This window comes from Lutibacter sp. A80 (genome assembly GCF_022429645.1).
Taxonomy (GTDB): Bacteria; Bacteroidota; Bacteroidia; order Flavobacteriales; family Flavobacteriaceae; genus Lutibacter.
On the sequence record NZ_CP092480.1, the window covers coordinates 242,360 to 269,099 of the forward strand.

Sequence of the window (26,740 nt, forward strand, 5' to 3'; positions counted from 1 at the left end):
ATGAAAATTGAAAATAACATGAAAAATATATATAAAATATTTCGAAGAATATCAATGGTACTAATCATTTTTGGAGCAGTATCATGTGAAAAATATCTTGAAGAGGTTCCTCAAAATAAGTTGAACCCGTCAACTGTAACAGATTATAGAGAACTTTTAAGTTATGGGTATGTTACAGATCTTAGAATTATGCCATTTCTTGAAGCTCTTGGAGATGATATAGGCTTTTTTGAAGATGATAAAATGTATGGTTACAATTCAGGTGTTGGAAAACCAGATGCATCAGATGTTTATATGGGTGCTTATATGTTCGATTTATCGCACGAAGAGGTGATGGGACCAGATATAGCATTTTCAAATCTTTATGAAAGTATTTATTATGCTAATTTAATCATAACGAATGTAGATAATTCATCGTCAGTTACAATTGGAGATGACATGCAAGATTATAAAAATAATTTAAAAGGAGAGGCGTATGCTTTAAGAGCTTTTTCTTATTTCTATTTGGTTAATTTATATGGTCAACATTACGATCCTGCTACGGCAAGTTCAGACTTTGGAGTTCCTATTACAACTTCTACTGGTGCTGAAGATAAAGCTTACACAAGAGCTACAGTTGAAGAAGTATACAATTTAATAGCGTCAGATCTTGAAAGCGCTGTCGATTTAATGGAAGCCAATCCTGTTGAAAAATATACCAAATTATTATTTGATGCTCAAAGTGCTGCAGCCTTACAATCTAGAGTAGCTTTATATATGCAAAACTGGGATAAAACAATTGAAATAGCGAATGATGTTTTAAATTTTAATCCTGCAATTTTTGATTTAAGTGGTCTTACTGATACCTATAATGAAGCTAATGAAGCTGATTTTAATACGTTTAGAACTGGAACAGATTATACCGATTTAGAAAATTCTAACGTGTTTTTTGGAAACGGAGCAAATGAAAATATTCCTATTTTATCTATTTGGCCTACTGCAACTACTTTTTCAGTAAGTAAAGAATTAGCTGATTTGTACGAGCCAGGTGATGTAAGAAGATTTTACTTTATTGGTACACATAATAGAGTTATATGGGGTAGAAGTAATACAAAATTAAATTTGATAAAAAATAGAGAAAATACACCTTTTGCTACAAGTGGTTACTACGGGAGTTTTCAGGGGCATAGTAGAGTGCTTAGAACTGAAGAGGTTTTGTTAAATAGAGCAGAAGCTTATGCGGAAAAAGGAGATTTACAATCAGCTGTAAACGATTTGAATACGCTTAGAGTTAAAAAGTTTGATCCTTTGTATTATACAGATTTATCTGTAGCAAATTTTACACAAGAATCGCTTATCGATTTTATATATAATGAACGTAGAAAAGAACTTTGTTTTGAAGGACATCGTTGGTTTGACTTGAAGCGTACTACGCGTCCAGCAATGGATAGAGTTGGTTATGATGGTAGAGAAGCTCATTTACTTCAAGATGATCCACGTTATGTGTTACAAATACCAGAAAGTGAACTTCAAGTAAATCCAAGCATAGTAGCTGCTCCAAGGTAATTAAATTAACTTTAAAACAAAAAATTATGAAATATATAATAAAATTAATGTCACTGTTATTAATAATTTCTTCACTTACATCATGTGAAAAAGAAGAAGTTTTGGTATCTGACTTCAATGGTAGAGATCCGTTTCCTATTATTGAACAAGGAACCACTGAAGCTAGTCAACTTATTTATGATCTTTATAAAGACCACGACATACATATCTATTATGATCTAGAAGGTGAAGAAGCTTTAAAAACAGAATATGGAAAGATTAGTTTATCATCTTATAGCCCTGTAAAAGCTGATGACGAACGAGCTGTTATTTATCTTAAAATGATTCGAGAAATGTATGATTTATTTAGTGATTATAGAGAATTACAAGTGTATAGAAGGCTCCTGTTATTTGGTAATTTAACTACAAGTACATATCATAGTTATGGTTTTAATAGAGATTTTGGTACTTTTAATTCACAAGGTACTCAAATTATGTCTAATGTAAATAATACCTACGACTTTGACTTGACTTTAACCAAAGAGATGTTGTTGAGTGCCTATTTTACGGGTTACTTTCAATACTACTATTCACTTCCTGAGTCATTTAAAAACGTATCTGCTGGAAATTATAGATGGGAAAGATCAGGTAATGGAGAACCAGCATTATTTACTTCTACTCAATACGATGAAGAATTAGCTACTGATATTGGATTTGTTCATCCTTATGCAACATTAGCCATTTTATATAACCCTTTTGCCGATTGGCATAGCTATGTGGTATGGATTATTTCTAGACCAAAAGCTGAAAGAGATGTATGGTTAGATACAAAACCCAATATTAAAGCTAAATATGATATTGTAATTGAAACCATGGCAAATGATTTTGAAATGGATTTAGAAGCATTTTCAACGGCTTGGCAATTGGTTGGTAAATAAATTAAAGCGAGTAATTAACATATAAAACCTCCTTTTTTAGGAGGTTTTTTTTAACAATAAAACAATGAAAACAACAATTTTTAGTTTGGGTTTGGTTTTAAGCCTTATGGCTTGTACTAAAGAAACTACCGTAAATTATGCTTTATTTTCTGGTAAAATAGAGAATGTTGAAGCAAAAGAGATAACCTTAGTAAAGTCAGATAAATCATTTAGTAAAAAAATCACCCTCGAATCAAGTGGTATTTTTATGGATACAATTAAAAATAATCCAGGATTGTATTCTTTTACAATAGGTAAAAACAAAACGAATCTATACTTAAACAATGGAGATGTATTAAATATTACAGCAAACGCTAAAGATTTTACGGGTACGCTTAAAGTTGCTGGTAAAGGAGTAGAAACTACGAATTACTTATTATTTAAAAATAAAAAAACAAGAGAATTAACAGGAGGAGATAAATCTTTTTACGCATTGGAAGAGGTTGATTTTAAAAATAAATCTCGAAACATTAATACAATATTAAACAATGTATTAGATACCATAAAAGGAATTGATCCAGCTTTTAAAACTTTAGAAAGGCGCAATCTTAATTACACTTATTTATTAAGATTATCAAGATATGTAACAGGGAAACATGCGTATTGGGCAAAAAGAACAGGCTATAAGCCTTCTGAAGGTTTTTTGGATGAATTAAAAGCTTTAGATATAAATAACGAAAAAGAGTTTTTAGTTTCAAATATATACAAGCAATTAGTGATTGCGCATTATGTTGATAAAATTAGAGCCTTAGCGAAAAAAGATTCTATCGATTTTATGATAGCAAAAGTAAAAGTGCATGCCGCAATTCCAAATGAAATTATTAAGAATGATTTAATATTCTCAGGAGCAGAATATGGAATTGTGAAAGCAGAAAGTTTTGAAGATTACTATAAAATCTTTATGAATGCTTCTACCAATAAAGAAAACAATGCTAAAATTACCGAACTTTATAATAAGTTGTCTAAGTTAAATAAAGGACAGCCATCTCCTAAATTTGTAAATTATGAAAATAATGCAGGAGGAACTTTATCGCTAGATGACCTAAAAGGTAAATATACTTACATAGATATTTGGGCAACTTGGTGTGGACCTTGTATTAGAGAAATACCAGATTTAAAGCGTGTTGAAAAAGCATATCACGGTAAAAACATTCAATTTTTAAGTATCTCTATAGATGAATCAAAAGATTATGATAAGTGGAAAGAAATGATTGTAGCTAAAGAATTAGGAGGTATCCAGGTAATTGCCGATAGTGCTGCTAGTTCTCAATTTGCTAAAGAATATTTTATCACCTCAATACCGCGTTTTATATTATTAGATCCAGAAGGTAAAATAGTTGCAAAGAAAGCTCCAAGACCTTCTAGTCCAGAATTAATCACTTTGCTTAACGAGTTAAATATTTAGGTTAATTCAGTAATGTTATTGGTAAGATCTACTTTTTAATAGCATTTATTGAATCACTAAATAGCAAATATTATTATAACCAACATATAACAATGAGTCAAATGAAAAAAATAATTTTTAATTTAATACTGCTCTTAAGCATTGTAGCATGTTCAAAACAAACTCCAGTAGACTATGCTTTAGTTTCAGGGAAAATAGACAATCTTGAAGATAAAAAAGTTACTTTAATAAAATCAGATAATTCCTTAGAAAAAGAACTCGCTATTAATTCAAATGGTACTTTTAAGGATACAATTAAGGGAACTCCAGGACTTTATAGGCTTACTGTAGGTAAAAATATAATAACACCTATCTATTTGGATAATGGGAATGACATAAATCTAGTGGTAGATGTCAAAAACTCTATGAGTACTCTTAAGGTTACAGGTCTTGGAGCTGAAGCAACTGATTATATGCTTTTAAAAAACAAAAAAGAAAAGGCATTAAAGGGAGAGGATAGAGCTGTGTATAAATTAGAAGAAGCCGATTTTAAAGCTAAATTTAAAGAAATACACAATAATTTAAAAGCTAAATTAGACACTGCTCAAGGAATTCCATCTGTTTTTAAAACTTTAGAAAAGCGTAATCTTAATTATGAATATTTAAATGAATTAGAACGCTATGCCGGTGGATATCATAAACAATGGGCTAAAAAACGTGGTTATAAACCTTCTAAGGAATTTATAGCAGAAACTAAAGGCGTTGATCTTAATAATGACGTTGATTTTCACTTTTCTAGTGCTTATAAAGAAATGGTAAACCGTTATTATAATAATAAAAGATATGCTTTAAGTAGAAAAGATTCTCTGGAGTATGGGTTAAGAAGTGTAACCGTTTATGCTACTATTCCAAATCAAATTATTAGAAACGAACTTATTTTTAGTAAAGCAGAATATGACCTCTACCAAACTGTTGATTTTGAGAAATTTTATAACATTTTTATAAATGCTTCTACTGATAAAGAAAACAATGCGAAAATTACCGAAATTTATAATAAATTTATGAAGGTTAGTAAGGGGAAAACTTCACCTAAATTTATAGATTACGAAAAACATTCAGGAGGAACACTATCGCTAGACGATCTTAAAGGGAAATATACTTATATAGATGTTTGGGCAACTTGGTGTGGACCTTGTATTAAAGAAATACCAGATTTAAAACGTATTGAAAAAGCATACCGCGGTAAAAACATTAATTTTTTAAGTATTTCAATTGATGATGTTAAAGATTATGATAAGTGGAAAAAGATGGTGGTGGATAAAAAATTAGGAGGTATTCAAGTAATGGCTGATAAGGCTTTTGGTTCACAATTTGTCTTGGATTATAATATTAGATCAATTCCTCGTTTTATACTAATTGATCCAAATGGAGTGATTGTTTCTCAAAATGCTCCAAACCCATCAGACCCAGAATTAATAGAGCTATTTAATGAGTTAGGTATTTAAAATATACGTAGCTAAAAGTATATGGATATCCAATTGGGATAGCTAATAAAATGTTAGTTGTACATAACATAACTAGAATTAAGCCTAACAAAAAATGATTTCTTATGCGTGTGCTTAAATGTTAAGTACATACTTTAAAAAATAGAAACAACTTTAAATATAAAAATTAAAAAGATGAAAAATACAATTATAATTTTACTAACATTCGTATTATTTTCTTGTACTCAAGAGCCTCCTCATTATACAATTAATGGAGTTTTTGAAAAAGGTATAGGAAAGCAATTACTGTTAGAAGAGCTATCTAATTTAACAGTAGTTAAAGCTATTGATACTGTGCGTGTAGATAATAAAGGTCACTTCAGTTTTAAAGGTGCTTCATTTGGAGAAATAAAAGAAGCTAGATTGTCTATTTTAGGAACAAAGTATAAAGAAGATTTTATTATAGAAGATACTGTAGTAAATATTAACATTTGGCAAGATTCAATAACAAAATCTAATAAACCATATAAGTTTGAAGTTGAAAGAAGTAAGGAAGATGCTGTATATGCAAAACTTAAGCTTAATTATAAAGCACGAAGATCTGTTTGGGGTAGAGCAACTAATAGATTGTATGTTGCAAATAAAGAACAAAAAGTTAGTGATGAAGAAATGGAAAACACCCAGGCAAAATTAGATGCGGATTTTGTTGAAGAAATTATAGATACTTTATCTAATTATTCTGATACTTATGGCGCTTATTTTTATATAAAAAATTATATGTTAAGATATGATCCATTTCCGAAGGTTGAAGAAGCATTTAATAATTTAACTGAAAGGATTAAAGATTCAAAAGAAGCAGCGGTATATAAAGCGGAAGTAGAAGAAATTAAAAGGTCTTTTGTTGGTGGAACTCCTGAAGATTTTTCAATTACATCTTTAGACGGATCAGAAATTAGTTTGTACCAATATAGAGGTAAGGTATTGCTAGTAGATTGTTGGGCAACTTGGTGTGGACCTTGTATTGAAGCAATGCCACATATTGGAGAAATACACAAGAAATACAGTCCATTAGGTTTAGAAATTTTAGGAATATCGTATGATAAAGATGAAAATAGATGGCGTGATTTTTTAAAGAAAAACGAGTATATAACCTGGGATCAGGCTTCTTCTTTAAAAGAGTGGAGATGTCCTTCTGCTAAAATATTCTCTGTAACTATGATTCCTGCAACCATTTTAATTGATAAAAATGGTGTAATTGTTGGGCGAAATCTTAAAGGAGAAGCGCTGGAAGCAAAAATTAAAGAATTACTTTCTGTATCCTAATTTATAAAATCAATTTTTAGATATCTGTTGTAATAGTTTTACTTAAATATCTAATAAAGAAATGCTTAAATAAAACAATTCTTTTACGGTACCTTGTTTTAATAAATTATAATTTGAATTAATAAAATAATGTAAAAGAATTAGGGCTATTGTAAAATAGCCCTTTTTTTATGTTTAAAATTAAGTTACTTTAACAGGTTGTCTGTAAAATAGTAGTATTTCTTTTTAAAGGTTTTTGAGATATATTATTTTATTAATAAACGTATCTTTAATTTAATTAGGTGGTGAAATAATTTTTTAGAGGATACATTTTTTAGGAGTATTTAAATTTAGGAAGGCATAAATTTTTAATAATTAAAAGAGTTAAGAGATTGTATTGAAGCCTAATTAAGGAGGGTTCTGAAAACAATATTATTAAGCTTGGAATTGATAAGTTGAAGGGTACATAAATTATACAGAATATTTCATAAATATTATGCTTAAATTTGAACTGAATAGCTATTAAAAAAACAATTTCAAAATTGTTTAAATGTACTAAAATCTATTGCTAGTGCTAGTGTAAATAAATAAATTTATACCTTAAATTATGATAAATCAAACAAATACAATTACTATTAAATTGGAAATTCCTATAAAAGCAACGATTGATTTTGTATGGAAATGTCTTATTGAAGACATTGGTATATGGTGGAGAAAAGATTTTTATAGCAGTTCTAAGACTAAAATTTTTAAAATAGAGCCTTTTGTAGGAGGAAGAATGTATGAGGATTATGGAAATAATAATGGATTGCTCTGGGGGAATATAATAGTATTAGATGCGCCTAATAATATTGAATTGAAAGGTCATTTAACCCCAAGTTTTGGTGGTCCTGCAATCAATTTTATAAAATTGTCTTTGGAAGAAAATGAGGGGATTACGATTTTAACATTAACTGATACAACTTTTGGAAACGTATCAGAGCAAACTAAAGAACAATTAACTTCGGGTTGGAAAATGCTTTATGAGGATACTTTTAAAAAATATGTAGAATCTAATAAATAATATTTATGGATAAGATTTTAACCTTCAAAGCGACTATACTTAAATTTAAATTATGATGAATCAAAATATACGGTTAATCTTTCAAACCATTATTTTTCTTCTTTTTACCGCAATACTTCAAGCTCAAACAAACAATTTAATTTATTTGTGGCCAGATAAAGTGCCTAATGAGCGTATGGAGAAACAGCTGCCTGTACAAACAGACAATACAAGCGGAAATGTAACCAGAATTACTGATGTTACAAATCCTGCTTTAGTCGTTTTTAAACCCGAAAAATCAAATAATTCAGGCGTAGGGATACTTATTTGTCCTGGTGGTGGATATAACATATTAGCTATTGATAAAGAAGGTTACGAAATAGCAGAATGGCTTAATAAACTTGGTTATACCGCTTTTGTTTTGCAATACCGCGTGCCCAATAAACAGCTAGGTGCACTAAATGATATTCAAAGAGCGATTAGAGTTGTACGTAACAATGCAAAAAAATACAACTTAGATGCTGAAAAAATAGGTCTTATAGGTTTTTCAGCAGGAGGAAGCCTTTGTGCTAGAGCATCCACTCGATTTACAATAGATTCCTATCCTAAAACAGATGCTATAGATCAATTATCTTGTAAGCCAAATTTTTCAATGCTTATATATCCCGCTTATTTAGATAAAGGAAAAGATAGAAGTATTACACCAGAATTAGTGTTGAGTAACAACATACCACCTTTTTTTATTTTCGGAACAGCAGATGATCCATATGGGAATAGTTCTCTTGTATTTACACAGGCGTTAAGAGATAATGGTACTCCTATTGAATTACACCTGTTACCAAAAGGAGGACATGGGTATGGTATACGACCAGGTAATATTGCAGCTGAAACATGGCCTAATTTAGCTAAGAAATGGTTGTTAGAAAGGTAAGTTTTAACAAGGAACTTGGTTTTTATTAGAATATTAAAATAGTATCAGCCAATAAAAAAAGAGTAGGATTTATAAGGTATTAGGCTTATTATTACATAAATTAGATAAGGAAGTAGTTTTGATTATTTGATAAATTGCTTTTTAACAAAAGAATTCTAATAATTTATTAGTATAAAATTTAATAAATAAAATATGGTTGGAGTAGCACTTCTTTTTATTGTTCTCGGAATTTTAATAAAATACGGAAAGATGTATTTTTTAATTGCGGGTTACAATACAATGTCTAAAGAAGAAAAAGAAAAATATGATATTGAGGGAATTGCCACTGTTTTTTGGAAGGCCATGTTTGGTATGGCTATTATAATAATTGTAGGATATTTAGTTTCTATAGTTACTGAAAATACAAGCATTCAAAATTATGCTTTTTATGCTTCTTTAATTATTGGAATTCCTTATTTATTAATCAAATCGAACTCCGATAGCTATAAAATTAAATAATATGTTTTTTGATAATCCATTGTTTTTAATTCCGTTTGGTAGCGGACTAATTTTTTGTGTTATTGGAGCAATTATGTATAGGTTTCCACCCAAAAAAATAAATAGTTTGTACGGGTATAGAACAGCCAGCTCAATGAAAAATAAAGAGCGATGGAAATTTGCTCAAATATATTCAGCAAAACAACTGATAACATTAGGCCTTATACTTTCGTTATGTGGATTGGTTGGTTTAATTTACAAGCCAACTGAAGAAATTTCTACATTTTTAGGCTTGGGTTTAATGATTTTAATGGTTGTTTTATTAGTGATTAAAGTTGAGAATAAATTAAAAGAAAAGTTTAAAAATAAGGCATAAAATTATAACAGGAGGAAAGAAGGTGCAGATTTTTTTTTACAAACAATACCTAAAACCGCAACCATTCAATTTAAAAAGTGCGAACTTATATTTAATACCTTGTTTTTAAAAGCAACTAGTTAATCTTGTCTAATAAATTCTAATTTATAATTAGTTGTAGTAAGTTCCATTAAGGCTTTATAAATATATTCGCATACTTGTTTTTCTCCCGATACATTTATTAAATCAGCAGTATCTTCAGGTGTATGGTATTGTGGGTGGCCTCCAGTATGTATTCCTAAAACAGAGATGTCTTTTGCGTAAAAAGACACATGGTCTGAACCACCAACAGAACCCGCATGTACAATTGGTGTTAAGTCTAAAGCATCTCCTAAGTTTTGCATAAAACTTACCCCGTTAGGAAATGTTCCAGCACCGCCCATATACACATGTTTTTCAGCATTTAGCCTTCCTACCATATCCATATTAATCATTAATTTTATTTGAGAGATAGGCACTAATGGATTTTCTACAAAAAACTTACTACCTAATAAACCTTGTTCTTCAGACCCAAAAGCAATAAAAATAATACTGCGTTTTAATTCTTTTTTGTTTGAAGCTATTTTTTCAGCGATTTCTAAAAGCGCTGCAGTACCACTGGCATTGTCATCAGCACCATAATGAATTGTATGTACTTTATTAGATTTAGATGAAGGTCCTCCCATTCCTAAATGATCGTAATGCGCTCCTAAAACAATAAATTCTTTTTTAAGAATTGGGTCATTACCTTCTATATAGCCAACTACATTACAAGTATTAGCAAGTTTTTTTTCTTTTTCACCTTTTTTAACACGTAATTTAGCTTTAAACTTTTGTTTATAATTATTGTTGAAAGGGATAATTCCTTGTGCTTTAAAATCTTTTTTCAGGTATCTAACAACCCTTCTGTTTTCTTTTCCACCAGGATATCTTCCAGCATTTTTTTCTGAAGCTAAAAATAGGATATGATTGTTTATTTCAGTTTCTGTTATTTCAGATTGTGAAAATCCACTAAAATATAATAAATTAAAAAGGAAAATAAGCAGTACGTTTTTCATAATATTGATGCTAATATAGTTTTATAAGAATGTGTTATTTTAAAACTGGACGCTTGTTAGTTGTTTAATTTGTTCATTTTTTAAAATGAATAAAGACAAAGTTACATTGTTTTTTTGAGTTATGGTTTTGCACTTAAAATAATTGTGTTGTTTTATATAAAACCTAATAATTTTAAAATAATAGGTGTAAAAATAGCTGTAAATAATCCATTTAAAATTAGTCCCATGCTAGAATAGGCACCAAATCGCTGACTTACCGCCATGGCTTCCGCTGTACCTAATCCATGGCTTGCTGTTCCCATAGAAAGACTTTTAGATATTGGATTTTTCACTTTAAAGAGTTGTAATATTCTAAAGCCAGTTATAGATCCGAAGATTCCAACTATAACAACCATAGAAGCCGTAAGAGAAGGGATACCTCCTATGGCACTAGAAATGTCTATGGCTAGGGGAGTGGTTACAGATTTTGGAGCTATAGAGATAATTACATCATTTGAGGCGCCCAACCATTTAGCAAAAAGCACCCCAGAAACAATTCCAACAATAGAGCCTACCAATTGAGAAATGAAAATAGGCATCATTTGTTTTTTAATTTTACTTAATTGAAGGTATAGAGGCACTCCTAATGCTACAATAGAAGGTTTTAAAAAAAACGCAATATATTTTCCGGCATCTTGATACGTTTCATAAGAAGTCCCTGTTAGTTTTAAAATAGCTATTACCGCAATAATTGTTATTAATATAGGGTTTAAGAGTACCGAATTTGTTTTATTTTGAAGGTATTTTATGAACCAATAAAGAGCTACTGTTATGGTTAATAGTATATAAGGTTCTGAAATTAGTTTCATTACTTATCTTTTGTTTGCTTATTAGATTTTACTTTTCGTAATACTTGATGTGTAAAACTAGTGCTTAATAATACTAAAACGGTACTACCTAAAATAGAAACAACTATTGGTATTAATTCTTTAGAAATTAAATCTAGATAACACATTATGGCTACTCCTGGCGGAATAAAAAAGAATACCATATTATCTAAAAGAAAATCAGCAATTCCTTGTATCCATTTAAGATTTACAATTTTAAAATGAAGACCTGCAGTTAATAAAAGCATGCCTATAATACTTGAAGGTATTTTAATACCCGTAAAATAGACTATAATTTCACCTAGAGTAAGGCAAATAAGTATAATTAATAATTGTCTAATCATAATTGTTATTTTTTGACTACAAAAGTACTATTCTATAAGAATATACTATTAGTAATTTTTGATTAAACATTAAATTTTTTAAACTATTTTTAAAATATTAATTCCTTAAAATTTAGTAGCTATTATAATTTATAAAACTCTATTTTTAATTTATAAACCTTTTAAGCGTTATAATTTATTATGAAATTTTAATTTTCTTGTCAACTTTTGTTTCTACTTGTAATACTTGTTTTTACATTGAATTGTTTGAAATTTAATATTTATAAAATTTATAGTTAAAAAATTCATTTATTGGTATTTTATTGGTGTTTTATTGTATTTTGAATGTAAAAGTAAGTCATTTGTTAGGTGAATTGAAATTAAATTTTATATTTGCAATAACTAACTAAAAGTCTTCTTATCGTCTCCATAAAATCGTTTAACAATGTTTTAAATTAGATATTAAGTTTTCTTTTTTAAACTATTTTAAATGAAACAAAAATTACTTTTCACGAATCTCTTACTTTTATTTTTTATTCAAATTTTACAAGCTCAAAACAGTTCCAGTACCTATTTAGTGCGCGCTACCACTGGAGTCGCGGGATCTTCAGAAAATGTTGCCATAAACAACCAGAATTATGTTGTGCAACAAAGTTTTGGCCAAGCTGGTGCAATAGGCACGTTTAGTACTGAAAACTATACGATACGCCAAGGCTTTATTCAACCGGATGTATTGGCGAAAATTAGAGATACAAGCATTCCATTAAATTTAGAAGCTATTGTTTATCCAAACCCTTTTATAGAAAGTGTTACCATTTCCTTTTCAGAACAAATAACTGACAAAGTAGATGTTGCTGTTTTTGATATATTGGGACGCTTGGTATTTTCAAAAAACTATACTGCCGATCAAAACTTACAAGTTCAGTTTAATAACCTTTCGGTAGCCGATTACATTTTAAAAGTTACAGCCAACAACAAACAATTTGTAAAAAAAATACTTAAAAAGTAAGAGCAATTATTGCTCATTTTACTTATTAGATATTCTATTTTTAAAAATAAATTACAATCACTAACTAAATTAATTATTCATGAGGAAAATTACTTTAATGCTACTACTTTGCGTAGTAACTACAATTTCTATTGCACAACAATTATATGTTGAAGGAGGAAAATCATCAACTTCATTCGATTATAAAAATTCACAAGGTATTAGCCTTGAAAACTTACAAGCAACTACTAAAAATTATATGGCGGTAGGTTATAGTAGACAACTATTTACAAAAAACTTGCATTTAAATGTAGGATTGGATTATGCAAGTTATGGAGCTATTGGAAGCGATATTGCTTTAGGAAACTATATGGAATGGAATGTGAACTATGCTGGCTTAAACCTTGGTTTAGATTATAACTTATTTCATATTAAAAAAGCAAGTGTATACCTAAAAGGAGGTATGTCTGCAGGATTTTTTGTTCAGGGGACTCAAACATTTAACACTAGTGTAATTGATTTAAAAAACAACGATGACTTTGATACCACTTTAATTTCAATGAATGCAGGAATAGGATTTTTACACCCAATTTCAGAAAATCTTTCTTTTTATGTACAGTATCTGTATGGAAAAAGCATAGATATGGCTTCAGACGATGCAGAACTAAAAATTACAAGTAATAAGGTTGGATTTGGATTGTTAATTAACATTTCAAAAAAAATAAGTAACAGCCAAAAAGAAAATTAAAAATATCAAACTAATATTTAATACATCAATTTATGAAAAGACTACTACTTTTAGTATTATTAATAGGAACGATTTTCCAGGGGGTTTCACAAACCAAAGGGATTAGTTACCAAGCGGTTATTTTAAATCCGCAACCACAGGAATTACCTGGACAAAACGCCGAGAACAATATTTTGGCAAACAGCACTGTCTCCATTCAATTTACTATTTTAAATGCATCAGGAACTGAAGAATATCAGGAGCAGCATAGTACAACAACAGATAAATATGGTATGCTAAATCTATTAATAGGAACCGGTTCTCCAACAAGCGGTACTAGTTTTACAGATGTTTTTTGGAACGGTACTACAAAGAAATTAAAAGTCGGGATTGACTTTAAAGGAGGTACTAATTTTAGTGCTTTAAGTGAGCAGGATCTAACTTATATGCCACAACCGCCAACGCAGGAAACAACACAACAAATTGTAGATAATTCAGTATCAATTTCAGAAGAAGTAGCAAGAGCCACAGCAGCAGAACAAATAAATGCAACTACGATTTCAGAAGAAGTAGCAAGAGCCACAGCAGTAGAACAAATAAATGCAACTATGATTTCAGAAGAAGTAGCAAGAGCCACAGCAGTAGAACAAATAAATGCAACTACGATTTCAGAAGAAGTAACAAGAGCCACAGCAGCAGAACAAATAAATGCAACTACGATTTCAGAAGAAGTAGCAAGAGCCACAGCAGCAGAACAAATAAATGCAACTACGATTTCAGAAGAAGTAACAAGAGCCAAAGCTGCAGAAGCAGCAAATCTAACGGCAATTTCCACTTTACAAGGAGAGCAAATTATTCAAAATAATGCTATTTCATTGAATACAGCAAAAGTAAGTGATATAAATCATGTAGCTGTTTCTACAACAGATGATTTAACTGAGGGAACAACTAATTTATATTATACAGAAGCGCGAGTAACAGCCAATACAGCAGTAGCAGCGAACACAACGCATGTAACAAAAACAGACAATCCACATTCAGTAACCAAAGCACAAGTAGGTTTAGGAAATGTAAATAATACAAGTGATGCAGATAAACCAGTTAGCACAGCTACACAAACAGCCTTAGATGGTAAGGTAGATGAAAATTCGGCAATTACCGGAGCTACAAAAACCAAAATTACGTATGACGCCAAAGGGTTGGTTACTGCAGGAGCAGATGCAACTACAACAGATATAGCAGAGGGTACAAATTTATATTATACAGAAGCTAGGGTAGCAGCCAATACAGCAGTAGCAGCGAACACAACGCATGCAACAAAAACAGACAATCCACATTCAGTAACCAAAGCACAAGTAGGTTTAGGAAATGTAGATAATACTTCTGATGCCGATAAACCAGTTAGCACAGCTACACAAACAGCCTTAGACGGTAAGGTAGATGAAAATTCGGCAATTACCGGAGCTACAAAAACCAAAATTACGTATGACGCCAAAGGGTTGGTTACTGCAGGAGCAGATGCAACTACAACAGATATAGCAGAGGGTACAAATTTATATTATACAGAAGCTAGGGTAGCAGCCAATACAGCAGTAGCAGCGAACACAACGCATGCAACAAAAACAGACAATCCACATTCAGTAACCAAAGCACAAGTAGGTTTAGGAAATGTAAATAATACAAGTGATGCAGATAAACCAGTTAGCACAGCTACACAAACAGCCTTAGATGGTAAGGTAGATGAAAATTCGGCAATTACCGGAGCTACAAAAACCAAAATTACGTATGATGCCAAAGGGTTGGTTACCGCAGGAGCCGATGCAACCACAACAGATATAGCAGAGGGTACAAATTTATATTATACAGAAGCGCGTGTAACAGCAAATACAGCAGTAGCAGCGAGTACAACGCATGCAACAAAAACAGACAATCCACATTCAGTAACCAAAGCACAAGTAGGTTTAGGAAATGTAAATAATACTTCTGATGCCAATAAACCAGTTAGCACAGCTACACAAACAGCCTTAGATGGTAAGGTAGATGAAAATTCGGCAATTACCGGAGCTACAAAAACCAAAATTACGTATGATGCCAAAGGGTTGGTTACCGCAGGAGCCGATGCAACCACGGCAGATATAGCAGCAAGTACAGATAAAAATTATGTAACAGATGCACAAAAAACTGTAATAGCTTCAATTTCTAATACAGGTAGTGGAAATATAATTACGTCAACGGAACGTACGAAATTAAATACAATAGAAGCTGGAGCTGTTATGACGACTGGAAATCAAACAATAACTGGTTCTAAAACATTTACTGGAACTACAAAATTTGCAGATGGCACACAAGGAGCTGGTAAAGTTTTAACTTCTGACGCTAGTGGTAATGCAAGTTGGCAAGTGAGTGGAGGTGCCTCTACAATGCCAGAGTATGTCTACGCTTATATTGGAAACGCGAGTACATTAGGTCCACAAACATTGACTGCTATGTTTCCAGCAGCAACTTATGTAAATGGAGTTGTAATGAACGGATCATCAATTACCTTGCACGCGAATAAAATGTATGAGGTAACAGTTGCTTTCTATATTTACAATGCATCAGGAGGACATACATTCAAAATGAAAGATGCAACGAATTCTGCTTACCTTGGAACGGAAATTTATTTTGGTCAAGGTGGTTCTGATGTATCTTACAATATGTCAACAACAAACTTCTTATTTAAACCATCTACTGATGTGAATTTGGAACTTGAGAAAACACAAGGGACAGATGTTAACCTAATAGGTAAGATTGTTGTAAAAGAAATCAGATAACCAAATAAACTTTGGCGTAATAAGGCTGTCTCCATTGGAGACAGCCTTTTACTTTTTACTGAGAATTTAAAATGGTTTATTCTTTCCAAGAACACGGTTGGTGTAATTGACAAATTTCTAATAGACTTCAGATTACTGAAGATGTTCGGGTGTAGTTGTAATTGGCTCTAGCGATACCTGTATCATATGTGCTTTGCTGTTTCAAGTATTTATAAAAGTATTAATTCCTTAAAATTTAGTAGCTATTATAATTAATGAATTCCTATTTCGTATTGATTTTATTAAATAAGATAAGAAGCCGTTTCTTTAATACTTTAATTATGAAAATAAACTCACTTTTGATTGTTTCAGCTTAACTGTTAAGTTGTTCTTAAAACGATTAATCGGGTGTGTTAAATTCACAAGAGAAAAGCTTTTTGATAAGTGTTACAAGGTGAAGTTGAATTAAGAAAAGTAAGGGTGTTTTAAAAAGGATGGTATAATATTAAGGAGAAAATGATATAACTAAGAAAAATTCTCTTACTAATGAAAATAAATTATCTCAACTATTTGAGAATTAATATTGTTGTATTCTGATTTTTTAAATACATAATTATAGTGTAATTGAATGAAAACAATGTTTTTTTTCTATAATAATCTATAATTATTGAATTATGTTTAATGATTTATTGTTTTTGCTAATATAATATTAAAAAAATGATTGGTTAGGGTTTAAAAATGCTTAATGTTTTCAATTTTCATATTTATGATCATTAAAAATTAAAAAACATTAAATCATAACTAGTTGATTTTAAAGATATTAAAAATAATGCTATTTGTATTTTTTAGAAGAGAATAGTTGATGGTTTTGTTTTTATGATACTGATATTGAATGTGTTAATAGTGTTTGCTAGGTTGTAAACGTTATTAATAATCATTCAAATCCCTAATATTATATAATCGTTAACAATTTTTTTCTACATTTGTTTTTCATTAAATTATATAAATGTCTGAAAAATCTATTCAAAATGATGACATACTCTTAGAAAGATTAAAATCTGGAGACAACCAAGCGCTTACAGAAATATATAATACCTATTGGAAATCACTTTTTTTATCTTCATATGCTTTATTAAATAATAAAGAAGTTTGTGAGGATCTTATTCAAGACGTTTTTCTTGATATCTGGAGAAAAAGAGAATTTTTAAAAATAACTATTTCTTTAAAAGCATATTTATACGCTTGTACTAGATATAAAGTATATGACTGTTTTAGAAAAAACAAAAAAGAAATAAAAGTTGATTTATTCGATAATTTAAATATTCGGGCTTACCAAGCAACTCCTGAAACTAAATTAATGCATAAAGAGTTAATAACGCATGTTAATTCAGTTGTAGATACACTTCCTAAAAAATGTAAAGAAATATATCTTTTAAGTAGAGAAGAGCAATTAAGTCATAAAGAGATTGCTCAAAAGCTTAGTATTTCTACTAAAACCGTTGAAGGTCATATAACAAAAGCATTAAAAACCTTAAGAGGTTCTATGGGAAACCTTATTACTTTAGAAATGATTATTTGGCTTCACAATTATATAAATTAGACTTAAAATACCTTTTTATTAATCGCATTACTCCCCTTCAATTATTTAATCTTTAAAAAAAATAAATTTTTTTAAATAAAAACTAGGGGATAACATTCTTTAATTACACTAATACTACAAATACCTTAATTATTTTAATAAATAATGAAACAAGAAAAACTAAATAAGGAAGATTTTCTAAAAATTGTGGATAATTTCCTTAATGGTAATAGTACCATTGCAGAAGAAGAAATACTCATTAATCATTTTGAAAGTTTTCAATTCGATAACGAGTGGAAAACAGAACTTGGACTTGAAGAGGATGTAAAACAAAACATTCATTCAAAAATCTTAAGTAAAATAAGAAACGAATCTAAAATAGAAACAAAAGTAGTTAGTTTTAACTATAAAAGATTCTTTAAATATGCCGCAGCACTATTAATTGTGTTTTCTACTGGATATTTTTTAATAAACAACGAATTAACTGATAAAGCACCTGTTGTTACTAAAATTAAAAATAACATTCCAATTGGAACAGATAAAGCATCACTTACTTTAGAAGATGGCTCTGTAATTTCTTTAGAAAAAGGTAAAATATATAATAAAGAAAACGCTAAAAGTAACGGAGAAAAAATTGTTTATACTTCTGAAAAAATTGCTAAAAATAGACGTGTTAAAGAAAAACCAACTTATAATTATTTAACAATTCCTAGAGGTGGTGAATTTTTTGTAGAATTAGCAGACGGAACTAACGTATGGTTAAATTCAGATTCAAAAATAAAATACCCAACAAAATTTGTAGCAGGTGAAACACGTACAGTTGAATTACTTTATGGTGAAGCTTATTTTGAAGTTTCATCTAGTGATTTACATAATGGAGATAAATTTAAAGTAATAAGCCAAGAGCAAGAAATTGAAGTTCTCGGAACCGAATTTAATATTAAAGCATATAAAGAAGAAGATGTTATTAAAACAACTTTAGTTGAAGGAAAAATAGCTTTAAAAGTTGATGCTGTAAATAAAGTATTACTGCCTTCTCAACAATCGGTTTATAATAAAAATAGCAAAAAAGTAGATTTTAAAGAAATAGATGTTCTAAATGAAATTTCTTGGAGGTATGGAGAATTCAATTTTAACAATAAAACATTAGATGAAGTAATGACTGTTTTATCTAGATGGTACGATGTTAAAATAGATGTTCAAAATAAGGATAATCAGAAATTTAGATATATAGGAACATTAGGTAAAAATCAAAATATAGAAATTATACTACTAACTTTAAAAAACACTAATAATTTAAAATATGAAATAACCGATGAAAAAATAATTATAAAGTAAAAAAATAAGGGGGTAAAAGTATATACCGGCAAGTAACATCTTCAAACCCCCTTTAAGTGAATCAATTAATCAATTAATGTTTAACTAACACATTGCAAATTTATGGAAATTAAATTTACCCATGCGTTTTTCTTAAAAAATCGCTTATTAAAAACAATTATGAGATCCTTTATTTTCTTATTCTGTGCACTAGCGTTCGGATTTACTCCTAGTACGAGTTTATCTCAAAATGCAAAAATTACTATTAACACAGATAAAACCATCACTGTTGATGAAGTTTTTAAATTAATTCAAGATCAGACGGACTATAAATTTATTTATAGAGAAGATCTATTTAAAAACACACCTATGGTGAATGTGCAAAAAGGCACAATAAAAACGTACAAACTTTTAGATAAAAGTTTGGCACAAAGTAATGTTCAATACAACTTTTTAGAAAACACTATAATACTTTCTAAAAAACCTGTTGTTAAAAAAGAAATTCAACAAATTACCATAACAGGTAAAGTTAGTGATATTCATGGAGAACCATTACCAGGTGTAAATGTTTTAGTAGGTACTAAAGGAAACACAACAGTAAGAGGTGTTGCTACTGATATTAATGGAATTTATAGCATTAAAGCTTCAAAGGGTGAATTTATTAGATTTTCTTACGTTGGTTTTTTAACTCAAGAATTTAAAGTTGCCGATCAACAAGTTATTAATATAGTTTTAGCCGAAGCCGCCTCTAATTTAAGTGAGGTAATTGTTGTAGGTTATGGAACTACACAAAAGAAAGACCTTACAGGATCTGTAACAACTGTTAAAGCTTCAGAAATTGAGCAAGTGAAAACACAATCTGTTGAAAGAGCTCTTTACGGAAAAGTTCCTGGTGTAATGGTAACTGGTTCAGGGCAACCAGGTTCAAGTGCCTCTGTTAATATTAGAGGGCTTAGCCAAATAAATGGAGATAACCAACCATTATATGTTATTGATGGTATCCCAATGAATATTAATGCAAATAGTAGAAGCCGTGAAGGATTATTGAGTGTTGGTGGTACTCAATCCAATCCTCTATTAGCTATTAACCCTGCGGATATTGAAAACTTAACCGTTTTAAAAGATGCTTCTGCAGCCGCAATATATGGTTCCAGAGCCGCAAATGGTGTAATTATTGTCACCACAAAACGTGGTAAAAGAGGACAAAAACCAAGACTGAATTTTGCCGTAAATACAACAATTCAAAATCCACAAACAAAATATGAATTTTTAAGTACAGACGAATATAGGGATTTTTATAGTAAGCAAGCACAAATTGCCTTAGACAATAGTGGAGTACCTGATAATCTTTTACCTATATACTTTCCAAATCAATATAATATAGTTAACGATCCAGATAATTATTTTGGAACAGCAAATACTGATTGGCAAAAAGAAGTTCAAAACGAAAATGCTATGTGGAACGACTACCGTATGAGCCTTTCAGGAGGAACAGACAATGTAAACTACTATATGTCTGGTAATGTACAAAATCAAGAATCTGTATTTATTAATGATAAGTTTAAACGTTATTCTTTTGCAGCAAACATAGATGCAACAATTACAGATAGATTAAAAGTTGGTGCATCTATTAATTATAACAATTCTATAAGTAAAACTTCAGATATTACTAGTTTTAGATATGCTGGAGCTTTTAGACCTGATGTTCCTGTTTTTGATGAAAATGGAAATTATACAGATAATGGAGATGAAGCATTTGAAGTCCCAGACATGAATCCTGTTGGACAGGATGGACGAGTTAGAAATGAACTTCAAAGAAAAAGTATTCTTACTAGTATTTATGCTGAAATTGACATTGTTAAAAATTTAAAATTTAGATCTCAATTTAGTGCTAACCAGTCTAATGATGAAGTAAATAATTACTCACCATCATTTACAATTGATGCAGCACTTGCGGGGTTAAATGGAAATTTAATTTCTTATGGAGATCCAGCTATTGGAATTCTAGAAACCCAACATAACAGCACTAAAAACATCATATTTACGAACACATTAACGTATAATAATACATTTAATAATATTCACTCTATAAATGCTGTTGCGGGTCTATCTTGGGATAGCACGGAGAATGAGGCTGTTGGTGTTAATTTTGCAGGATTCCCAGACGACTTTGTTTTGGTAAATCCAGAATCGGCTACACATGTTTATGATGGAAGTAGTGATTTTGCTCAAAAGGCGTTAAATTCAGCTTTTGGAAGAATTAATTACAATTACGACGATAAATATTTAGTAACTGCAACTGGTCGTTTAGATAGATCCACTCAATTTGGGGAAAACAACAAAACAGGATTTTTTCCTTCATTAGGATTGGCTTGGAATATGCACAATGAAAATTTCCTAAAAGACAACAAAACTATTAGCTCAATGAAATTACGTGCTACAGCTGGTAGAACTGGTAACGATAATTTACCAGCCTTCCTATTTACCCCTGTATCAGCTGTTGAAGGTGGATATGGAGCACCTACTTTATACAATGGTCTTAACGGATTTAGATTGCAAGGAGTTTCAAATAATGGAATACGTTGGGAAGAAACAGATCAAATAGATTTAGGAATAGAATTGGGATTATTTAACAATCGTTTAAATGCAGAAATTGTTTGGTTCAATAAAAAAACATCTGATCTTATTTTATTAACACCAATTTCGGCACAAACTGGATTTGCAAATTATTATTCAAACATTGCTGATGTTACTAATAAAGGATGGGAAATATTAGTAAGTGGAGATATTTTTAGAAACGAAGACTTAACATGGAACTCTTCTTTTAATGCTTCTTTTATTACAAATAATGTAGACGCTTTAAAAGGAGGGCAATCAGACAGTTACAATAATTATGGCGTTGCCGAAGGGTATCCAATTGGAACCATTTTCGGTAGAGATATTGTTGGTACAGCACAAACACAAGCCGAAATAGATGCTTTAAATGCAGGAGCTCCTGACGGACAATATGACAATTATCTTTTAGCTCCTGGAGACTTTATTGCAAGAGATATTAATGGAGATGGTGAATATACTGATGCTGATCAAGTACGACTTGCAGATGGTAACCAACCTAAAGTATTTGGTGGTTGGAACAATACATTAAGTTATAAAAATTTTAACTTTAATTTTAACTTTTCTTATGTGCTAGGTTTAGATAAACTGAGAAGTCCAGATGAATTCTTATCATACTTAGATTTTAATAGAATGAGTAATTACATCAAAAGTGATGTTATGAATGCTTGGACACCTGAAAATCCAGATGCTAAGTATCCAAGAGCAGGGTCACGATCCTGGCAAAATAACAATTCTCGTTTTGTTTCGGATGCTTCGTACTTATCCTTACGTTCAGCTTCAATAGGTTATAATATACCTTCAGAAGTATCAAAAATGCTAGGTATTAGCAACGCTAAATTTACATTCACAGGAAATAACTTGTTTATTATTCATAACTACGATGGACCAAATCCAGAATCTATTACAAGAGGTGTAAATAGTGACACTACAGTTGATGCTGCTTCTGATGGTGGTTGGGGATATCCAAATATCCAAAGCTTTACTTTAGGTTTAAATGTAACTTTTTAAAGAAATTAAAACATGAAAAAAATTATAAAATATATAAGCATTTTGGGCGTAGCATTGGTATGTTTCACTTCGTGTGAATTGACTACCCCTATTGATGAAATTGAATTACAATACCAATTAGAAGCAGAAGCTGCCATTAGTAATGAAGGGTCAGCAGATTTAGCATTAGCTGGGGCCTACTCTAGTTTAAAAGAAGAACCTACATTTATGTTAGGTATACCAAGCGCGTTAAGCGGTTTAGCAGGAACTGCAGGTGCTTATTATAAGGATGAAATTTCTTCTTGGATGGCAAATGAACCCTTGAATAAGGAGGAAGCTGGTGATAACCTTACATTTTCTGGAATGGCTGGGCTTTATAGAGCAATTAATGATGCCAATTGGATTATTGAAAAAGTTGGTGAATTAAGTGAAGGGAGTTTTTCAACCCCACAACGTAAGGCTGAAATGTTAGGAGAAGCTTATGGAATTAGAGCATTGTCTCATTTTTACTTATTACGTTATTATGGTCAATGGTATGATACTTCTTCTATTTACGGTATTGCATTAAGATTAGAACCTATTAGAGATGGTAGTGCTTTACCAAGAAATACAGTGACCGAAACGTATGCACAAATTCATAGTGATCTTGACTTTGCTATTGCAAATGCACCTGATTTAAATATGAATAGCGGTTATATGAATAAAATTGGTGCAAGGGCTATAAAAGCCAAAGCTTATTTATATGCCGGTGATTATGGAATGGCTGCTAGCACAGCAAAAGCTTTAATAGATGGGGCTGGAGGAACATATGGTTTATCTTCAACATATAATGAAATTTTTGATAATACCTCACAAGCAATGTTTAACAATCCTGAAATTTTATTTGGATTAAGAGGAACATTAGAAGCTCCATTACCAAATACAGTATGGGCTTTCGCTTACACAATAAATGGTGCATATACTGGTAATTTATCATCTGGATCAATGACTGTTGGTTCTCAAACCATAAATTACGATTTAGATAGAATTAATAGTACTATTGGAGGTGGTTTTTATGGTCTAACTACATTAAAAGTACCTAGTTTCTTCGCTGCAGGTGAAGATGATTCTCTTGTATATTATGCTCGTATGGCTGAAGTTTATTTAATTTATGCTGAAGCTGAAGCTCGTAATTCTAATAGTGTAACAACCGATGCTTTAGACGCTTTAAATGCCATTAGATTAAGAGCCGGTGCAACTGATACTGGAGGTGATGGATTTGAAATTTACCCAGCAACAATTACTTTAGATCAGTTCTTAGAAGCTGTTAGAATTGAAAAATCAATTGAACTATTAGCTGAAACAGGTGAAGAATGGTTTGATATGGTACGTTATGATTGGGTAGATGGTTTTGGAACAGGTTTCCAAGTATCTGACTATAAACCATCTGCAACAAATTCTGACAAATTTATATTACCATTTTCAAAACTTACTATTGATGCTGGTTTTAATATAGAAATTCAAAACCCTAGCTACGAATAACTTTTTAAAATATCCTATTGGATAGTTTAATTCAATAGGATACTTTTTTACTATAATAATAATTAAGATTAATCAAAAGTACTGTTTATCAAGTGTTTAATTTAAATAATTAATAAAAATTAACACTTTATAGTATTAAAATAATACCTCAAATTAATATTGAGGCTTAATCTGTAATTCCTAAAAATCAAATAAAAATGAAACAATTTATTATTATTCTATGTTGCTCTTTCATAGTTCATAGTTTACACTCGCAAAATTGTAAGGTTTTAATGAAAAGTATTAATAAAACATATACTGGAGATTGTAAAAAAGGTAAAGCCAATGGTATGGGAACTGCAAACGGTGAGGATAGTTATGTTGGACTTTTTAAAAAAGGATATCCTGAAGGAAAGGGCGTTTATACTTGGAAAAATGGTAATTCATTTGAAGGGAATTTTAAAAAAGGGAAGAAAACCGGTCCAGGTAAAATGATTTATAAAACAGCAACACTAAAAGACAGTATTGTTACAGGTTTTTGGAAAAATGATACCTATTTAGGTCTTTATGAAACTCCATATAAAAAGATAGATAATTCTCAAAATGTTACAGGTGTAAGGTTTACAAAAAGTGAAGATAACATAAAAAGAGTACGACTTTATGTTAGAGAGGATAATATTTTAATTCGTAATCCACAAATTACCATTGTTGTCCATAACGGTTTATATCAAGAGTTACGTGCCCAAAGTGATTTTGTTGAATTGACTAATGCTACTTTTCCACTAAAGTTAAGAGCAACTTATGGAAGAGAATTTATTGAAATAGAAATCTTAGAACCTGGAAACTGGGATGTCCGTGTGTCTATTGAAAATATTAAAGGGTTAGAAGATAAACCTTCATCGTTTAATTAAAAATGTTAAAACGTTTAGTATAATAGACACTATAAATTACTTCAAGATTACTTAAAGTAGAACGCTTGTTCTGCAAATTAACAACTAAACTAACAGAACTATGAGAATAAATTATTTAATGCTATTAAGCGTGTTCTTTTTAATTTCTTGTGCTAAGAATAAAGAAACACAAAAAAAAGATCAATTTATAAATGTAACTATTAGTGGTCACGTTTCAGGTTTTAACAACCCTCTTAGCTTTTTTGGTGAAGGCGTGTTCCAAGGAGAAGAAATAAAATTAGATAAAGAAGGAAATTTTAAAGTTAGCTACGATTCTATTGTAGAAGGGAAATATGCAATTTTATTAGGTTCAGAAAATAGCTTGCCTATTTATCTAAAACAAGGAACTAAATTAAACCTAGATATTGATTTAGATAAAATTGAAGCCAGAGATAAAAATGCAGTTTCTATTTCTGGTGAAAACAATGATGAAACGGAATTGTTATATGAGTTAATGATAAATGCTCCATCTTACCAATATAATAGAATAGATTACAAGGAAATTTACCTTCCAAAAATTGACAAAAAAAATCCAGAGGAGTTTGAAGCTTATCAATTAGACTTAATAGAAAAAGAGAGAGCTATTGTTAAAAAATACGTTGAAATAAAATCAATTAGTGAATCTTTTTTAGAGGTGTTTAATCTTGAATTATTGTTAAAATATAATTTTAGTTTTAAATTATATTCAAGATATGCCAATGTAAATAATCCCGATAAAAATTGGATTATTCCTGAAAATTATAAGGCTTACTTTAAAAATGAAATCCCCCAAAACAATTTTGACCTATATCACAAAAGTTCACGCTATGAAATGTATGTTCGTGAAGGTTATTATGCAAAAATGCAAACTGTTTTGTCTCAATTTGAGCGTGAATCAATGGATTACTTTAAAGCTCAAACCAACTATTTAGATACTTGCAGTTTTCCTGAAATTATAAAAAAAGATATGTACAACAGTTATACTATTAGTTATATACGAAGTAATGATATGGTTATAAGAGGTTATTTAAATGAAATAATTAATCAAAAAGTTACAGATAGCAATGTATTAGAAAGATTTGAAAATTTTAAAACTGGTGAAAATGCATATGCCGATGGTAAACCAGCCCCTCTTTTTACATTAATTGATATAAATAATAAAGAAATTTCATTAACCGATTTTAAAGGAAAAATGGTGCTATTAGATTGTTGGGCAACATGGTGTGCTCCTTGTATAAAAGGATTGCCAAAATTTAATGCTTTAAGAGAAAAATACGCTGGTAAAAACATAGAATTTGTTTGCGTTTCTGTAGATGAAGATATTCCAGCCTGGGAAAAAAAGGTAAAAGAAAATAAGGATGGTCTTCATACAGGAATTCAATTAAATACTTCTTTAAACAAAAACACATTTAAAAAAGATTTAATGGTTCAAGGTATTCCTCGTTATATTTTAATAGGTGCTGACGGAAATATTATTAAAAGAGAAGCTCCAAGACCAGGTACCCCTGAATTGTATGAGTTAATTGAAAATAATTTAAAATAA

At 30.3% G+C, this 26,740-nt stretch carries 21 protein-coding genes; 18 read left to right on the forward strand and 3 right to left on the reverse strand.

Annotated features, from left to right (window positions below):
* The 9 genes from MHL31_RS01025 to MHL31_RS01065 all read left to right on the forward strand — a co-directional run bounded on the left by MHL31_RS01025 (window position 1) and on the right by MHL31_RS01065 (window position 9,497).
* Entirely contained in the window at window positions 1-1,545 is a 1,545-nt protein-coding gene (locus MHL31_RS01025) for a RagB/SusD family nutrient uptake outer membrane protein (RefSeq protein ID WP_240227236.1), read from the forward strand.
* 26 nt (window positions 1,546-1,571) lie between these two features.
* Window positions 1,572-2,462 (forward strand): hypothetical protein, encoded by an 891-nt coding sequence (locus MHL31_RS01030; protein WP_240227237.1) that lies wholly within the window; start codon window positions 1,572-1,574, stop codon window positions 2,460-2,462.
* A gap of 64 nt (window positions 2,463-2,526) precedes the next feature.
* Window positions 2,527-3,906, forward strand: a complete 1,380-nt coding sequence (locus MHL31_RS01035; protein ID WP_240227238.1) for a TlpA disulfide reductase family protein — start codon at window positions 2,527-2,529, stop codon at window positions 3,904-3,906.
* Between the two features lie 101 nt (window positions 3,907-4,007).
* Window positions 4,008-5,390, forward strand: coding sequence for a TlpA disulfide reductase family protein (locus MHL31_RS01040; protein WP_240227239.1), 1,383 nt, complete (start codon window positions 4,008-4,010; stop codon window positions 5,388-5,390).
* Window positions 5,391-5,564: 174 nt separating this feature from the next.
* The gene (locus tag MHL31_RS01045; RefSeq protein WP_240227240.1) at window positions 5,565-6,692 is read left to right on the forward strand and encodes a TlpA disulfide reductase family protein; all 1,128 of its coding nucleotides are present in this window, start codon (window positions 5,565-5,567) and stop codon (window positions 6,690-6,692) included.
* A gap of 586 nt (window positions 6,693-7,278) precedes the next feature.
* A complete protein-coding gene (locus MHL31_RS01050) occupies window positions 7,279-7,734 on the forward strand; it encodes an SRPBCC domain-containing protein (protein WP_240227241.1) in 456 nt (151 codons plus the stop codon).
* A gap of 52 nt (window positions 7,735-7,786) precedes the next feature.
* Complete coding sequence (locus MHL31_RS01055) at window positions 7,787-8,644, forward strand: alpha/beta hydrolase (protein WP_240227242.1); 858 nt, start codon at window positions 7,787-7,789, stop codon at window positions 8,642-8,644.
* Window positions 8,645-8,836: 192 nt separating this feature from the next.
* Window positions 8,837-9,142 (forward strand): DUF3784 domain-containing protein, encoded by a 306-nt coding sequence (locus MHL31_RS01060; protein WP_256451650.1) that lies wholly within the window; start codon window positions 8,837-8,839, stop codon window positions 9,140-9,142.
* Between the two features lies 1 nt (window position 9,143).
* Complete coding sequence (locus MHL31_RS01065) at window positions 9,144-9,497, forward strand: SdpI family protein (protein WP_240227244.1); 354 nt, start codon at window positions 9,144-9,146, stop codon at window positions 9,495-9,497.
* Between the two features lie 119 nt (window positions 9,498-9,616).
* Here MHL31_RS01065 and MHL31_RS01070 read toward each other — a convergent pair whose 3' ends face one another.
* From MHL31_RS01070 to MHL31_RS01080, 3 genes are all read right to left on the reverse strand, one after another.
* A complete protein-coding gene (locus MHL31_RS01070) occupies window positions 9,617-10,573 on the reverse strand; it encodes a M20/M25/M40 family metallo-hydrolase (RefSeq protein ID WP_240227245.1) in 957 nt (318 codons plus the stop codon).
* Window positions 10,574-10,725: 152 nt separating this feature from the next.
* On the reverse strand, window positions 10,726-11,421 hold the full coding sequence (locus MHL31_RS01075; RefSeq protein ID WP_240227246.1) for an LrgB family protein: 696 nt from the start codon (window positions 11,419-11,421) through the stop codon (window positions 10,726-10,728).
* On the reverse strand, window positions 11,421-11,783 hold the full coding sequence (locus MHL31_RS01080) for a CidA/LrgA family protein (protein WP_240227247.1): 363 nt from the start codon (window positions 11,781-11,783) through the stop codon (window positions 11,421-11,423). The genes MHL31_RS01075 and MHL31_RS01080 overlap by 1 nt, the downstream gene beginning before the upstream one ends.
* A gap of 469 nt (window positions 11,784-12,252) precedes the next feature.
* On the opposite strand from MHL31_RS01080, the gene MHL31_RS01085 reads away from it, so the two are divergent.
* From MHL31_RS01085 to MHL31_RS01125, 9 genes are all read left to right on the forward strand, one after another.
* Entirely contained in the window at window positions 12,253-12,771 is a 519-nt protein-coding gene (locus MHL31_RS01085; RefSeq protein WP_240227248.1) for a T9SS type A sorting domain-containing protein, read from the forward strand.
* Between the two features lie 79 nt (window positions 12,772-12,850).
* Window positions 12,851-13,498 carry an outer membrane protein gene (locus MHL31_RS01090; protein ID WP_240227249.1) on the forward strand — a complete coding sequence of 216 codons (648 nt, stop codon included), beginning with the start codon at window positions 12,851-12,853 and terminating at the stop codon, window positions 13,496-13,498.
* Between the two features lie 32 nt (window positions 13,499-13,530).
* Window positions 13,531-16,290, forward strand: a complete 2,760-nt coding sequence (locus tag MHL31_RS01095) for a hypothetical protein (protein WP_240227250.1) — start codon at window positions 13,531-13,533, stop codon at window positions 16,288-16,290.
* 985 nt (window positions 16,291-17,275) lie between these two features.
* Complete coding sequence (locus tag MHL31_RS01100; RefSeq protein ID WP_240227251.1) at window positions 17,276-17,869, forward strand: RNA polymerase sigma factor; 594 nt, start codon at window positions 17,276-17,278, stop codon at window positions 17,867-17,869.
* A gap of 144 nt (window positions 17,870-18,013) precedes the next feature.
* Window positions 18,014-19,186, forward strand: coding sequence for a FecR family protein (locus tag MHL31_RS01105; RefSeq protein ID WP_240227252.1), 1,173 nt, complete (start codon window positions 18,014-18,016; stop codon window positions 19,184-19,186).
* Between the two features lie 159 nt (window positions 19,187-19,345).
* Window positions 19,346-22,789: a TonB-dependent receptor gene (locus MHL31_RS01110; RefSeq protein WP_240227253.1), complete on the forward strand. Its 3,444-nt coding sequence runs from the start codon at window positions 19,346-19,348 to the stop codon at window positions 22,787-22,789.
* Window positions 22,790-22,801: 12 nt separating this feature from the next.
* Window positions 22,802-24,289 (forward strand): RagB/SusD family nutrient uptake outer membrane protein, encoded by a 1,488-nt coding sequence (locus MHL31_RS01115; protein ID WP_240227254.1) that lies wholly within the window; start codon window positions 22,802-22,804, stop codon window positions 24,287-24,289.
* 272 nt (window positions 24,290-24,561) lie between these two features.
* Complete coding sequence (locus MHL31_RS01120; protein WP_240227255.1) at window positions 24,562-25,179, forward strand: hypothetical protein; 618 nt, start codon at window positions 24,562-24,564, stop codon at window positions 25,177-25,179.
* A gap of 100 nt (window positions 25,180-25,279) precedes the next feature.
* Entirely contained in the window at window positions 25,280-26,740 is a 1,461-nt protein-coding gene (locus tag MHL31_RS01125) for a TlpA disulfide reductase family protein (RefSeq protein WP_240227256.1), read from the forward strand.